This is a genomic window from Comamonas sp. wu1-DMT, assembly GCF_040187805.1.
GTDB lineage: Bacteria > Pseudomonadota > Gammaproteobacteria > Burkholderiales > Burkholderiaceae_C > Comamonas > Comamonas thiooxydans.
The window spans coordinates 355,718-369,941 of record NZ_JBANEM010000003.1 but is presented as its reverse complement, the minus strand read 5'-3'; the positions used below and the strand labels follow the sequence as shown (position 1 = coordinate 369,941).

The following is a 14,224-nucleotide window of genomic DNA, read 5'->3' as shown; positions in this document are numbered from 1 at the left end:
AAAACGAGGAGCGGCTACCGCAGGCGGTCACTGCATTACTGCTGCAAAAATACCGGAAACCTATAAAAAGAGAGCGCCTAGCGCTCTCTTTTTATTTCTCAATGCCGGCCTGGCGCACTTCAATAAGGCGCCGCCTGGCCATGAACAAACACGCGCAGCTCGCCGTTCTGGAAGGGAGTCCACTGCTCGTTCTGTGTCAGAGGGGCGGTGACGATGATGGCCACCTTGTCCTGGGGGGTGGTTTCGCGGGAGAAATCCACGCTGAGGTCTTCGTCGGACAGCTGTGCCTGGGTGAAGGGATGGCGGCGCTCGACATAGCAGAGGTGGGTCGTGGCATGGGCCCAGAGCGCTTCGCCGTTGGAGAGCAGGAAGTTGAACGTGCCGTGCGGTGCGATCTTGGCGGCCAGCTCGCGCAGGGTGTGGGTCAGCTCTTCGATGCTGGGCACGCCCGCATGGGACTTCCACAGCTCCTGCATGATCCAGCAGAAGGCCTGCTCGCTGTCTGTGTTGCCAATGGGCTGGAAGTGGGCGTGCAGCTTGGGGGCGAAGTTCTTGAGATCGCCGTTGTGCGCGAAGACCCAGTTGCGTCCCCAGAGCTCGCGCACAAAGGGATGGCAGTTCTGCAGGCTGACCACGCCTTGGGTGGCCTTGCGGATATGGGCAATGACGTTGGTGCTCTTGATCGGGTATTCGCGGATGAGCTTGGCAATCTGGGAGTCGATGGCGCGTTCGTGATCGACGAAGTGGCGCAGGCCCTTGTCTTCGAAGAAGGCGATGCCCCAGCCGTCTGTGTGGTCGCCGGTGTTGCCTGCGCGCTGCGTGAAGCCTGAGAAGCTAAAGCGCACATCGGTAGGCGTGTTGCAGTTCATTCCAAGCAGCTGGCACATGGCTTCGTCATATCTTTCAAGCAAAAAAGCTTTATAGCCCAAGAATCTATGGATGATCTCGTCAATGATGGTGCTGTATGGCAGAGATCGTCAACCGCTGCCGGGCCGGCATGAAAAAAGCAGCCGAAGCTGCTTTGCGCAAGAGGGCTGCGGCGACCTATTCGCGGTCCAGCCAGAGTTTGCCGCCGGTGGCCCAGTCGTGACGCTTGATGTCGGTGATGATGATGTCCACCGATTCGGGCGAGCCGCCCAGCACTTCAACGCTGACGCGGGTGATTTCTTCGACCAGCTTGCGCTTTTGTTCGACGGTACGGCCTTCCATCATTTCGACATGGTAGGTGGGCATGTGCAGGTTTCCTTGCTGGCTTGGGTTGGGAAAAGAGGCCCATCATAAGGCCGGGCTGGCCAAGATCCGTCCCGGGACGGTTCCGACCGCGCATTCAGGCCGGTCAGCTTTGCTCCGACCAGAGCTTGCCGCCGGTGGCCCAGTTGTGGCGCGGCACGTCGGTGATGATGATGTCCACGGACTCGGGGGCGCTGCCCAGCACCTGGGTGGTCACGCGGGTGATTTCTTCGGCCAGCTTGCGCTTTTGTTCAACGCTGCGGCCTTCAAACAGTTCAATGCGATAGGTGGGCATCAAGGTCTCCTTGCTGATGTTGAATGCCCGAGCTGCAAGGCGGTGAGCGCAGGATCAGGCAGGGGTGGAATCGTCGGCGACCGGCCGTGCACAGGCGGGGCAGATGCAGGCCTTGCCACGTGCGTCTGCGGGCAGCCGCTCCAGTGCGTCCCAGGAAACCGGGGCCTGCATGCACCAGCAGCTGTTCGGCGGCAGGCCGGCGCTGATGGCGCACTGGTTGGGCTGGCCGCACAGAGGGCAGCGGCTGGCGTCTATGAGGGGATCGGTGGGCATGGCAGCAGTGTAGAAGCCATACCGCACCACTAGGGCCGTGGCCAAGAAAAATGCACTCGATGTACTGACATGGAGTGCATTTTGATAGCGGATTGCGCAATTGAATCAATGGATTTGGGTAGAAATGTCTTTCAAGTCCATTGGTATCAAGCGGGAGCCACTCCTTGTTCAGGAGCGGCCTTGCCCGGCAATCAGGCGCCGGCCTTGACCTTCAGGCGCCAGGCGTGCAGCAGGGGTTCGGTGTAGCCGGAAGGCTGTTCCTTGCCCTTGAACACCAGATCCAGAGCAGCTTGATAAGCCGCGCCATCGGGGTTGGCCACCAGGCTCTTGTAGGCGGCGTCGCCGGCATTCTGCTCGTCCACGATCTTGGCCATGCGGGCATAGCTGTCGCGCACCATGGCTTCGGTGACGATGCCGTGCTGCAGCCAGTTGGCGATGTGCTGGCTGGAGATGCGCAGCGTGGCGCGGTCTTCCATCAGGCCCACGTTGTGGATGTCGGGCACCTTGGAGCAGCCCACGCCCTGGTCGATCCAGCGCACCACATAGCCGAGGATGCCTTGGACGTTGTTGTCCACTTCCTGCTGCTTTTCAGCATCGCTCCAGTTGGGGTTGGTGGACACGGGCACTTGCAGGATGGCGTTCAGCAGCTCGTCGCATTCGGCGTCGGCGTTGGGGCTTTCCAGACCCTTTTGCACGTCGGCCACATTGATCTGGTGATAGTGCAGGGCGTGCAGCGTGGCCCCGGTGGGCGAGGGCACCCAGGCGGTGTTAGCACCGGCCTTGGGCTGGGCAATCTTCTGCTCCAGCATGGCCTTCATCAGGTCGGGCATGGCCCACATGCCCTTGCCGATCTGGGCGCGGCCGCGCAGGCCCATGTTCAGGCCGACCAGCACGTTGTTCTTTTCATAGGCGGGCAGCCAGGCGCAGGTCTTCATGTCGGCCTTGCGGACCATGGGGCCGGCATACATGGCGGTGTGCATTTCATCGCCGGTGCGGTCCAGGAAGCCGGTGTTGATGAAGGCGACGCGTGCCGGGGCGGCTGCAATCGCGGCCTTCAGATTGGTCGAAGTGCGACGCTCTTCGTCCATGATGCCGAGCTTGACGGTGTTCTCGGGCAGGCCCAGAACCTTTTCCACGCGGCCGAACAGCTCGTTGGCAAAAGCGGCTTCGGCGGGGCCGTGCATCTTGGGCTTGACGATGTAGACGCTGCCGGTGCGGCTGTTCCTGATACCGTTGGCTCCGTTACCCTTGAGGTCATGGCTGGCGATGGCGGTGGTCACCAGCGCGTCCATGATGCCTTCGGGGATTTCCTTCTGCTCGGGGCCCCACAGCACGGCGGGGTTGGTCATCAGATGGCCCACGTTGCGCACGAACATCAGCGAGCGGCCGTGCAGCTTCACGGGCTTGCCGTCGGCGCCGGTGTATTCGCGGTCGGGGTTCAGACCACGGGTCACGATCTTGCCGCCTTTTTCAAAGGACTCGGTCAGCGTGCCTTTGAGAATGCCCAGCCAGTTGGCGTAGCCATTGACCTTGTCTTCGGCATCCACGGCGGCCACGGAGTCTTCCAGATCCAGAATGGTGGACAGGGCGGCCTCGACCACCACATCGGCCACGCCGGCAGCATCGGTGCTGCCGATGGGGGTGGACTTGTTGATGATGATGTCGATGTGGATGCCGTTGTTCTTGAGCAGCACCGACTTGGGAGCCGCAGCATCGCCCTGGTAGCCGATGAACTTGGTTTCGTCCTTCAGGCCGGTCTTGCTGCCGTCCTTCAGGGACACGACCAGCTTGCCGCCTTCGACAGCGTAGCCGGTGGAATCCTTGTGCGAGCCGGAAGCCAGGGGCACGGCCTGATCGAGGAAGTTGCGTGCGAATGCGATGACCTTGGCGCCGCGCACAGGGTTGTAGCCCTTGCCCTTCTCGGCGCCGCCTTCTTCGCTGATGGCGTCCGTGCCATACAGCGCGTCGTACAGCGAGCCCCAGCGGGCGTTGGCGGCGTTCAGCGCGTAGCGGGCGTTCAGAATGGGCACCACCAGCTGGGGGCCGGCCTGGATGGCCAGTTCGGCGTCGACGTTTTCGGTCGTGGCCTTGGCGTCCTTGGGAGACTCCACCAGATAGCCGATGCTGGTCAGAAACTGGCGGTAGGCCGCCATGTCGGCGATGGGACCGGGGTTGGCCTTGTGCCAGGTATCGAGCTGCGTCTGCAGGCGATCGCGCTCGGCCAGCAGGGCTGCGTTCTTGGGCGCCAGATCGGCCACGATGGCGTCGAAGCCCTTCCAGTAGGTGTCCTGGTCCACGCCCGTGCCAGGCAGCACTTGCGTGTTCACAAAGTTGTACAGCTCGGTGGCGACTTGCAGGCCGTGGACTTGGGTGCGATCAGTCATTGGAAACCTCTGGTTGTGATGTCTCGGGATTCGGGAGTCGTTGCCCATCACGGGCAGCATGTGTAGAGACTGTATTTGAATTCTTTGAGTACATAAATAGCCTAAATAGTTCAGAACTCATGATGTTTTTATATGGAGTCCCTGGGATTTATGCGTTTTACGTACCCAGGGCGCCAGAGTTCGTCAGTTCTGACCGGTATGCGCGGCGGCTGCGGCAGTGACGGGCTCAGCAATAGATGGCAGAGACTGGAGGAGGCTGCGCGAGCTCTCTCCCGAAGCAATAGCTTCAATTGCTTGCCAGGCCTGAGCTGGCGGCAGATTGGACGGTGTTTTTACGCGTCTTATCTTTGCTTTGAAGTAAGTGCGTGCCATCAAATGACAAGGCTTTGTCTGTCATAAGTCGATATCCGCGCTCAGAAATGATTTGTTAATCTTGAAACAAATTGAGCATCTTCCGATATCGGTCAGCCAATCTTTACCAAGGAGCTCCTGATGGCGAATCTGAACGAAAGCCTGCAAGATCTGATGACCCTGGATGGCGCCATGTGCGCGGCAGTGGTGGATTACAACAGCGGCATGCTGCTGGGCAGCATAGGTTCCGGCGTGGACCTGGAGCTGGCTGCCGCCGGCAATACCGAAGTGGTGCGCGCCAAGATGAAGACCATGAAGTCCCTGGGTCTGAACGACAGCATCGAAGACATTCTGATCACCCTGGGTAAGCAATATCACATCCTGCGCCCTGCCGAGAAGATCAACGGCATCTTCATCTACTACGTGCTGGACAACGGCCGTGCCAACCTGGCCCTGGCCAGGCGCAAGGTTTCGGATGTGGAGTCCAAGTTCGTCATGTGATTCAGCCGGTCTGAAGACACGCAGCGGGCCTGGAGGCCCGTTCTTGTTTTTCGCGCCGGATTGATCAGGCCGCGATCAAGGGGGCGCGGAACTGGTAGCCCACTTTCTGCTGGGACTGCAGCGGCACGGCCACGGGCGTCGCCTTTTCGATGCGGCGGCGCAGGCGGTAGATGGTGGCGTGCAGGTTGTTGTCGGACTCGGCTGCGCTGGTATGGGCCAGCAGGCTGCGGATATGGTCGCGACTGACGGTTTCGCCCTGGGCCTGCAAAAAGCACTCCATCAGCATCAGGTCGGTGGCGCCCAGCTCCACGCTCTGGCCATCGGGGGCGGTCAGCAGACTGCGGCGACTGTCCAGCTTCCAGGCCGTGGCCGTCCGGGCCGTGGTCATGATGCGCCGGTGCACTGCGCGCACGGCCAGTTCCACCTGCTCGAAGGTCACGGGTTTGGTCAGATACATATCTGCACCGGCGTTGATGACCTCGGCAAATACTTCGGGCCCCAGGCGCCCCGAGACAATCAGCACGCCGGCCTGGCTGCGCTTGCGGATGATGCGCAGCAGCTCGGTGCCAGCCACCCCGGGCAGCATCAGGTCCAGTACATAGAAATCAAAGCGATAGGGTGCGTCGTCGGTCAGCAGGTCGCTGCTGTCGCTGTATGCCGTGACCTCCACGCCCTGGCCGCGCAGATGCTGGGCCAGAAATTCGCAGTACTCGGTGTCGTCGTCGACCAGGGCAAGAGTGGCAGGCAGCATGGGCGGCGGACCTCATTCGGCAAGACCTTGGGGAATGACCAGGCGCATGATCGTGCCATGCGGGCTGTGCGGCAGAGCTTGTACTGTACCTTGGTGCAACTGCAAGACCGAATGCACGATGAACAGGCCCAGGCCGGCCCCGGGGCGGCTGTGGTTGCCGCGCGAGCCTTTTTCGAACAGACGCGGGAGCAGCTCCTCGGAAATGCCGGGGCCCTGGTCCACGACTTCCAGAATCAGCGCCAGCGGCTCGTCGGACTCGGAGATGCGCAGCTGCACCCGGGTATCTGCAGGCGCATAGGCCAGGGCGTTGTTGAGCAGATTGCGAAGCGTCAGCCGCATCAGCGCCGGATGCAGCTGTACGGTGCGTGCCGTGGTCAGCCATTGCACATCGATGCGCGGGCGCAGGTCGGCCGCAATATCGTGCAGCACCAGCTTGATCAAGGTCGGCAGATCGGTCTCGCTGGAGGCTCCGGCCTTGCCGCCCGCGGCCAAAATCGTGCCGGCGGTCAGGGTGTTGTCCAGTGTGCCTATCACCTGCTGCAGCACATGCTCGGCGCGCAGCAAGGCCCTGGCGGCGGGCGCGGCATCGGCCAGATGCAGATCTTCGATGGCCTTGAGCGTGGCCTGCATGGCAGCCGAGGCATTGTTCAGCGGCTGGCGGATTTCATGGGAGAGCAGCTGAAGCATCTCGTTGTGTTCGCTCAGCATGGCCGTGCGCCAGTCCAGCAGGGTACGCAGCCTGTCGAGCTCGCCCGCGTCCTGGCGGCTGCTGCGCAGTTGCTCGTGCAAGGCCTGCAGCTGCTCGCGCTGGCGTGCAATGACTTCGCCACACGCATATTCGCGTCCTATGTCGCTGAGCTGCATCAGCACCTCGTGCCGGCCCTGGGCATCGGCTGAGCCGGGCGTGAGCTGTATGCGGCGGTGCTGCTGCGAACCGGAATCACCGGGCCGTATGTCGTCATATTCCTGGTGCAAGCCCTGGGCGGCGGCGGTAAAGCGCGGGCCGTGGACTTGCCAGATCTGGGCTGGCATCAGACCCTGCAGCGGCTGGCCGATGGGGCTTGCGTCCTCGGGCATATCCAGCCATTGGCACCAGGCGGGAGTGGCCATGAGCAGCAGCCCTTCGGCATTCCAGAGCGCACAGCCCTGGCCGGAGCGGCCCAGCAGATCGGCCAGATGGGCGGCAGAAACGGGTGAAAAGCTCATGACGGCGGGCGGCAGCGGATTTGTAAATGTGTTTTGCAAATCATAGGTTTAACGTCTGGCTCTGCCCAAGAGCTCATGGCGCCGGCGAATAAGCGATATTCCTGCCTCAGGGAAAACGGTAAATTTTGATATAAACATATATAAACATCAAAGATTCACTGGCAACTTGTGACTTCTAAGTAAGATATATCGCAATGAAGTCGCATGCGGGACAGGCATGCAGCGCTGATTGATGACTTTTATAGTGATAGCAGTCTGCGCTCTTGTTTAAAGAACTTTCGATAAAAACATTTGAGAAATCAAGACTGCTTGTGCGGTATGTGCTCTTGTATTAATAGTGCACGCTACCGCAGCAGGAGACAACACGGACCAGACAGGAGCAGCGGTCATGGACAAACTCAAGGCATTTGAGTCTTTTGTATCGGTAGCGACCAGGGGCAGCTTGACGGCTGCCGCCAAGGCCGAAGGTGTGGCGCCCGCCATCATGGGGCGCCGTCTGGACGCTTTGGAAGAGCATCTGGGCGTCAAGCTCATGGTGCGCACCACGCGTCGCATCTCGCTGACCCATGAAGGCAGCGCCTTCCTAGAGGATTGCCAGCGCCTGCTCTCCGATGTGTGCAATGCCGAGGCCAGCGTGTCGGCCGGCGGTGTCAAGGCCACGGGGCATCTGCGCATCACGGCGCCTGCCGGTTTCGGGCGCCGCCATGTGGCGCCGCTGGTGCCGCGTTTCCGCGACCTGCATCCCGATGTCACCATTTCGCTGAACCTCAGCGACCGCGTGGTCGATCTGGCGGGCGAGGGCTTCGATTGCGCGGTGCGCGTGGGGGATCTGCCGGACTCGGCCCTGGTCAGCGTGCGCATTGCCGACAACCGCCGCCTGTGCGTGGCCACGCCCGGCTATCTGGAGCGCCGTGGCACGCCCAAGCATCCCAGCGAGCTGACCCAGCATGACTGCCTGACGCTGTCGTCCGACGCCTCGCAGACGCGGGGCTGGGCCTTCCGCATCCCGCATCCCGAAAGCGGCACCAGCGAGGTCGTGCACTTCAAGCCGGGCGGCCCGCTGGACTGCTCCGATGGTCAGGTGCTGCACGACTGGTGCCTGGGGGGCTGGGGCATTGCCTGGCGCAGCACCTGGGAGGTGGAGGCCGAGATCGCCGCCGGCCGCCTCGTGCCCGTGCTGGAAGAGTTTGCCGCGCCTCCCAACGGCATCTTCGTGGTCTTCCCCCAGCGCAAGCACATGCCGCTGCGCGTGCGCATGTGGATCGACTACCTCAAGCATCACTACAACCAGCCGGACTTCTTTCGTCTCGGCGTGGATCTCTGAGCGGGCCTGAAACGGTAGACAATGGACCGGTCGCCGTGGCCTGATCGGGGCCGCTGAACCCGTCCTTTTTTCTACTGTGAAGCCATGACCTTTGAAGCTGTTCTTGCCAGCGCCCATCTGCTGGCGATTCTGACCCTGGTGGTGTTTCTGACCAGCCAGGCCGCCCTGTGCCGTGTGGAATGGATGAATGCCGCCGTGGTGCAGCGCCTGGCCAGGCTGGACATGATCTACGGCATTGCCGCCGTCATCCTGCTGTTGACCGGTATTGCGCGCCTGGTCTGGGGCGTCAAGGGCATGGGGGCCTATATGGCCTCGCCGCTGTTCCACCTCAAGATGACGCTGTTCGTCATCGCCTTTTTGCTCTCGCTCAAGCCCACGCTGACCTTCCGCAGCTGGAAGAAGGCGTTGGATGCGAGCGGTCAGCTGCCGGCGCCCGAGGAGGTCAGGCAGACGCGCAAATGGGTGATGTGGCAGGGCCATGTGGTGCCGGTGATCGCCGTGGTTGCCATCTTCTGGGCGCGCGGCATGTAGGCTGCGCTAGGCAATTCGAAAGGCAAAGGCCGCTGCAAAGCGGCCTTTTTCATGTCTGCGGTAGGTGGTCCAGAGGCGCAATATGTGCTTGGGCGTGTAGGTATTGATGCCAGATCCTGGTGGTTGATGTCGCGCTCGCAGGTGTTGCAGTTGAAGGTGTAGCCGGCAAACAGGTTCCAGCCGCAGCTGAGCTCGCAGCTGAACGTGGGCATGGTCTGCATTCGGGGTTCAAGCGAGAATGACTTCCATTTGCGCAATGACTGGGTGTGGCCGGCGAAACATGCGGATACCGCCCTGCAGCCTGTGAACCGGCCCTGGAACAAGGGTGTGGCGCCAGCGATTCGGCAGGACTTGAATCCGGCACGTAAAATCCCGCGATGCTCTCCGTCAAACAGGAATTGCTCGCAGCCCTGGCTGCTGAGCTCGAAACACTCTCGCCCGGCGCCGGCGCACGCGCTGCGTTTGAAAACCCCAAAGTGGCAGCCCATGGCGATTTCGCCTGCACGGCGGCCATGCAGCTGGCCAAGCCTCTGAAGGCCAACCCGCGCGCCCTGGGCGAGCAGCTCAAGACCGCGCTGGAGGCTACAGCCGCCTTCCAGCAGTGGGTGGATGCGATCGAGATCGCGGGTCCGGGCTTTCTCAATATCCGCCTCAAGCCTGCTGCCAAGCAGGAGGTGGTGCGCGAAGTGCTGGCGCAAGCCCAGAAGTTCGGCTACCAGGCCGATCGCGGTGAAAACATCCTCGTCGAGTTCGTCTCCGCCAACCCCACCGGCCCTCTGCATGTGGGCCATGGCCGCCAGGCTGCGATTGGCGACGCCATCAGCAACCTCTATTCCACCCAGGGCTGGAAGGTTCACCGCGAGTTCTATTACAACGACGCGGGCGTGCAGATCGACACCCTGACCAAGAGCACCCAGCTGCGCGCCAAAGGCTTCAAGCCTGGTGACGAATGCTGGCCCACCGACAGCGAAAACCCGCTGGCCAAGAATTTCTACAACGGCGACTACATTGCCGACATCGCCAAGGCTTTCCTGGCCAAGGAAACCATCAAGGCCGATGACCGCGAGTTCACCGCCAACGGCGATGTCGAGGATTACGACAACATCCGCCAGTTCGCCGTGGCCTATCTGCGCAACGAGCAGGACAAGGACCTGCAGGCCTTCAACCTCAAGTTCGACGAGTACTACCTCGAGTCCAGTCTCTATGAAAACGGTCATGTCGAAGCGACGGTCAACCGCCTGATCGCCAACGGCAAGACTTATGAGCAGGACGGCGCGCTGTGGCTCAGGTCCACCGACTACGGCGACGACAAAGACCGCGTGATGCGCAAGACTGACGGCGGCTACACCTACTTTGTGCCCGATGTGGCCTATCACATCCAGAAGTTCAAGCGCGGCTTCACCAAGGTGGTGAACATTCAGGGTACGGACCACCACGGCACCATTGCCCGCGTGCGTGCCGGCCTGCAGGCTGCCGATGTAGGCATCCCCGAGGGCTACCCCGACTACGTGCTGCACACCATGGTGCGCGTGGTGCGCAACGGCGAAGAGGTCAAGATCAGCAAGCGCGCCGGCTCCTACGTCACGCTGCGCGATCTGATCGAGTGGACCAGCAAGGACGCCGTGCGCTTCTTCCTGCTCTCGCGCAAGCCCGACACCGAGTACACCTTCGACGTGGATCTGGCCGTGGCCCAGAACAACGACAACCCCGTGTACTACGTGCAGTACGCCCATGCGCGCATCCAGTCCGTGCTGCGTGCCTGGCAGGAGGCCGGTGGTGCAGGCCTGGCGGCACTCAAGGATGTGGACCTGTCCGCTCTGGAAGGCCCGCAGGCCCAGGCGCTGATGCTGCTGCTGGCCAAGTACCCCGAGATGCTGACCGCTGCGGCCGAAGGCAACGCACCGCACGACGTGACCTTCTATCTGCGCGATCTGGCCTCCAGCTATCACAGCTACTACGACGCAGAGCGCATTCTGGTGGACGACGAAAAGGTCAAGCTCGCACGTCTGGCCCTGGTCGCTGCCACGGCCCAGGTGTTGCACAATGGTCTGGCGGTGCTGGGTGTGAGCGCACCCGAGCGCATGTAATCCCAGTTTCCTGTCCATCGATCACCTTGCCGGCCTTGCCTGTCAGGGGTCGATGGATCTGAGAATGGAATAACTGAAGCAGAAAGCGTTAAGCGACTGATATGAAGAACCAGCAACGCGGTGGAACCATCCTGGGGCTTATCTTTGGCATGGTCATCGGTCTGGCTGCGGCCCTGGCCGTGGCCATCTATGTGACCAAGGTGCCGGTGCCCTTCCTCAACAAGGGTGGAAACAACACTCAGCGCGATGCGGCCGAGGCCGAGCGCAACAAGAACTGGGACCCCAACGCACCGTTGCAGAGCCGCCAGCCGGCACCGCCCCCGGTGACACCACCAGTTCCCCCGAGCGACGTGACGGTGTCGCCGCCCACGCCTGCGGTACAACCTACCGCAACCGGCGGAGTCACCACGCCGCCGCCACCCTCTACGCCGGAGAAGCCTGCCAAGCCTGCATCGGGTGATCCGCTGGGTGATCTGGTCAAGGAGCGCTCCGCCGCAGCCGACAAGGCAGACAAGGCGCGTGCAGACAAGGAAAAGGCGGCCGCGCAGACGGCATCCTCTTCGGACTCTGCGTTCAACTACTTTGTGCAGGCCGGTGCTTTCCGCGGCCAGAGCGAAGCGGAGGCACAGCGTGCCAAGCTGGCCATGCTGGGCTGGGAGTCGCGCATCAGCGAGCGTGAGCAGAATGGCATCACCGTTTTCCGCGTGCGCGTGGGGCCGTTCAGCAAGCGTGACGACGCCGAGCAGCTCAAGGGCAAGCTCGACGGTGCGGGCGTGGACTCGACTCTGGTGCGCGCGGCCAGATAACAAGACCCCTGAGGCACTGCGCGCCGGGGGACTGCAGCTTAGCTGCGGGGCGGCCCTTGCTTGAGGTCTCTGGCTTGTGCCATTGGTAGTTTTGACAAAGCTGAACTTTTTTGGGCCTGTTGGCTCTGATACTGCAGACCTGATACAGGAGTTTGTTTAGATGAAACGTCGCGAATTCTCTCTGGCTGCCTCGGCAGCTGCTGCCGGTGCCCTGAGTCTGGGTGCCTCCTCCAGCTGGGCCCAGGGCGCTGCGCCCAAGGAAGGCAAGGACTACATCAAGCTCGGCAAGCCCGCAAGCGTGAGCGCGCCGGCCGGTAAGGTCGAGGTGGTCGAGTTCTTCTGGTACAGCTGCCCGCATTGCAATGCCTTCGAGCCCCAGTTCGAAGCCTGGGCCAAGACCCAGCCTGCCGATGTGGTGGTGCGCCGCGTGCCCGTGGCCTTCAATGCCTCTTTCGTGCCCCAGCAAAAGCTCTACTACGCTCTGGAGGGCATGAACCTGCTGCCCCAGCTACACGCCAAGGTGTTCCGCACCATCCACGTGGATCGCAATCTGCTCAAGACCGACGACGCCATCTTTGACTGGGTCGGAAAGCAGGGCGTGGATCTGGCCAAGTTCAAGGAAGTCTACAACTCCTTCACCGTGGCCAACCAGGCGCGCAAGGCCGCTCAGCTGCAAAACGAATATGACGTGGAAGGCGTGCCCGCCATGGGTGTGGCCGGCCGCTACTACACGGACGGCACCAAGGCCGGCAATATGGACAATGTGCTGCGCGTGGTCAATGCGCTGGTCGCCTCCAGTCGCAAGGCCTGAGATCAGCCGGCAGACGTCAGTGACGTTTGACGCCCAACAAGCCCGCCGCCGTGCGGGCTTTTTTGTGGGTGTTTTTTACGCAAGTTGCAAAAAGGGAATGACTACAATGGATGCAAGAAACGTGCCTTCCATGAAAAAAACACTCCTACCTCTTGCGCTGGCCTGCGCCCTGGCAGCAGCGACCGGCATTGTCCATGCCGAAAAAGCCGACAGCGCCAAGCCCATGAATATCGAGGCGGATGCGTTGCGTCATGACGAGCTGCAGCAGACCAGTGTCTTTACTGGCAATGTGGTGATGACCAAGGGCTCCATCGTGCTGCGCGGTGCTCAGCTCGATGTGCGGCAGGACGCCGAGGGCTATCAGTACGGTGTGATCAAGGCCGAGGCCGGCAAGCGAGCGTTCTTCCGTCAGAAGCGCGATACCGTGGCCGGTCAGCCCGAGGAGTTCATCGAGGGCGAAGGCGAAGTCATCGAGTACGACGGCAAGGCCGATATCGTCAAGTTCATCCGTCGTGGCGAGATGCGCCGCTACCGTGGCGGTCAGCTCAGCGATCAGGTCACGGGCTCCATCATCGTCTACAACAACATCACCGACGTCTATACCGTCGATGGTCAGAAGACCAGCGGCGGCCTGCCGAGTTCCTCCGTGGGACAGGGTGGTCGTGTGCGCGCCATCATGGCGCCCAAGGACGGCACGCCGGGGGCACAGCCCAAGCCTGCAACACCTGCCACGCAGCTGCGCCAGAGCATGACGCTGGGCGGTGAGAAAGCCGACGAGAAGAAATGAGCGAGCCGACTTTCTCCAGCAGCCGCAGCGGCGAGTCCGACAGCCGCCTGGAGGCCAAGCATCTGGCCAAGTCCTACGGCAGCCGCAAGGTGGTCAAGGATGTGTCCCTGTCCGTGCAAAAAGGCGAGGTGGTCGGTTTGCTCGGCCCCAACGGTGCGGGCAAGACCACATCGTTCTACATGATCGTGGGCCTGGTGCGCAGCGACGGCGGCGAGATCTTCATCGACGGCCAGCCAGTGGGCGGCATGCCGATTCACCAGCGTTCGCGCCTGGGCCTGTCCTATCTGCCCCAGGAAGCCTCCATCTTTCGCAAGCTCAGCGTGGAAGACAATGTGCGCGCCGTGCTGGAGCTGCAAAAGGACGAGCAGGGCAAGACGCTGACGCAGGGCGAGATCGAAAAGCGCCTCACCGGCCTGCTGCAGGAGCTGCGCGTAGAGCATCTGCGCCAGTCGCCGGCGCTGGCGCTGTCCGGCGGTGAGCGCCGTCGCGTGGAAATTGCCCGCGCCCTGGCCACGCAACCGCGCTTCATTCTGCTTGACGAACCGTTTGCCGGCATCGACCCGATTGCGGTGATCGAGATCCAGCGCATCATCGGCTTCCTCAAGGAGCGCGGCATCGGCGTGCTGATCACCGACCACAATGTGCGCGAGACGCTGGGCATCTGCGACCACGCCTTCATCATCAGCGACGGCCATGTGCTGGCCGAAGGCACGCCCGAGGAGATCGTGGAGAACGCCGATGTGCGCCGCGTCTACCTGGGCGAACATTTCAGAATGTGATGACCCCCACGCTCCCTCACTTTGTGTGGTCGCTGCCCCCAGAAGGGGTTCTGACCGGCTGCGCCGGGGTTTGCCTTGGGGCGGCCCGGCGGCAAACCCTTAGCACTG

15 protein-coding genes are annotated in these 14,224 nt (G+C 62.0%); 8 read left to right on the top strand and 7 right to left on the bottom strand.

What is annotated here, in order from left to right:
* Positions 1-119: 119 nt before the first annotated feature.
* The 5 genes from V8Z78_RS07735 to V8Z78_RS07715 all read right to left on the bottom strand — a co-directional run bounded on the left by V8Z78_RS07735 (position 120) and on the right by V8Z78_RS07715 (position 4,182).
* Positions 120-887 (bottom strand): class II glutamine amidotransferase, encoded by a 768-nt coding sequence (locus tag V8Z78_RS07735; protein WP_003068169.1) that lies wholly within the window; start codon positions 885-887, stop codon positions 120-122.
* Between the two features lie 157 nt (positions 888-1,044).
* The gene (locus V8Z78_RS07730; protein ID WP_003060524.1) at positions 1,045-1,233 is read right to left on the bottom strand and encodes a 4-oxalocrotonate tautomerase; all 189 of its coding nucleotides are present in this window, start codon (positions 1,231-1,233) and stop codon (positions 1,045-1,047) included.
* A gap of 103 nt (positions 1,234-1,336) precedes the next feature.
* Positions 1,337-1,525, bottom strand: coding sequence for a 4-oxalocrotonate tautomerase (locus V8Z78_RS07725; RefSeq protein ID WP_003068172.1), 189 nt, complete (start codon positions 1,523-1,525; stop codon positions 1,337-1,339).
* A gap of 54 nt (positions 1,526-1,579) precedes the next feature.
* Complete coding sequence (locus V8Z78_RS07720; RefSeq protein ID WP_034362882.1) at positions 1,580-1,798, bottom strand: cysteine-rich CWC family protein; 219 nt, start codon at positions 1,796-1,798, stop codon at positions 1,580-1,582.
* Positions 1,799-1,989: 191 nt separating this feature from the next.
* Positions 1,990-4,182 (bottom strand): malate synthase G, encoded by a 2,193-nt coding sequence (locus V8Z78_RS07715; RefSeq protein ID WP_349731195.1) that lies wholly within the window; start codon positions 4,180-4,182, stop codon positions 1,990-1,992.
* 492 nt (positions 4,183-4,674) lie between these two features.
* On the opposite strand from V8Z78_RS07715, the gene V8Z78_RS07710 reads away from it, so the two are divergent.
* The gene (locus V8Z78_RS07710; RefSeq protein WP_003068180.1) at positions 4,675-5,034 is read left to right on the top strand and encodes a hypothetical protein; all 360 of its coding nucleotides are present in this window, start codon (positions 4,675-4,677) and stop codon (positions 5,032-5,034) included.
* Between the two features lie 64 nt (positions 5,035-5,098).
* Here V8Z78_RS07710 and V8Z78_RS07705 read toward each other — a convergent pair whose 3' ends face one another.
* Together V8Z78_RS07705 and V8Z78_RS07700 are read right to left on the bottom strand one after the other, a co-directional pair.
* Positions 5,099-5,785 (bottom strand): response regulator transcription factor, encoded by a 687-nt coding sequence (locus V8Z78_RS07705; RefSeq protein ID WP_003068182.1) that lies wholly within the window; start codon positions 5,783-5,785, stop codon positions 5,099-5,101.
* 12 nt (positions 5,786-5,797) lie between these two features.
* Entirely contained in the window at positions 5,798-6,991 is a 1,194-nt protein-coding gene (locus V8Z78_RS07700) for a sensor histidine kinase (RefSeq protein WP_280040500.1), read from the bottom strand.
* A 388-nt stretch (positions 6,992-7,379) separates the two neighbouring features.
* Here V8Z78_RS07700 and V8Z78_RS07695 point away from each other — a divergent pair, with 388 nt between their 5' ends.
* From V8Z78_RS07695 to lptB, 7 genes are all read left to right on the top strand, one after another.
* Positions 7,380-8,315, top strand: a complete 936-nt coding sequence (locus V8Z78_RS07695; protein ID WP_003060536.1) for a LysR family transcriptional regulator — start codon at positions 7,380-7,382, stop codon at positions 8,313-8,315.
* Positions 8,316-8,399: 84 nt separating this feature from the next.
* Entirely contained in the window at positions 8,400-8,846 is a 447-nt protein-coding gene (locus tag V8Z78_RS07690; protein ID WP_349731194.1) for a DUF2214 family protein, read from the top strand.
* A gap of 377 nt (positions 8,847-9,223) precedes the next feature.
* On the top strand, positions 9,224-10,933 hold the full coding sequence (argS, locus tag V8Z78_RS07685; RefSeq protein ID WP_003068188.1) for an arginine--tRNA ligase: 1,710 nt from the start codon (positions 9,224-9,226) through the stop codon (positions 10,931-10,933).
* Between the two features lie 101 nt (positions 10,934-11,034).
* Complete coding sequence (locus V8Z78_RS07680) at positions 11,035-11,739, top strand: SPOR domain-containing protein (RefSeq protein ID WP_012840181.1); 705 nt, start codon at positions 11,035-11,037, stop codon at positions 11,737-11,739.
* Positions 11,740-11,899: 160 nt separating this feature from the next.
* A complete protein-coding gene (locus V8Z78_RS07675; RefSeq protein ID WP_012840180.1) occupies positions 11,900-12,550 on the top strand; it encodes a thiol:disulfide interchange protein DsbA/DsbL in 651 nt (216 codons plus the stop codon).
* Positions 12,551-12,680: 130 nt separating this feature from the next.
* Entirely contained in the window at positions 12,681-13,337 is a 657-nt protein-coding gene (lptA, locus tag V8Z78_RS07670; RefSeq protein WP_003068194.1) for a lipopolysaccharide transport periplasmic protein LptA, read from the top strand.
* On the top strand, positions 13,334-14,116 hold the full coding sequence (gene lptB / locus V8Z78_RS07665; protein ID WP_003068196.1) for an LPS export ABC transporter ATP-binding protein: 783 nt from the start codon (positions 13,334-13,336) through the stop codon (positions 14,114-14,116). Before lptA ends, lptB begins: the two co-directional genes overlap by 4 nt.
* Positions 14,117-14,224: the final 108 nt, after the last annotated feature.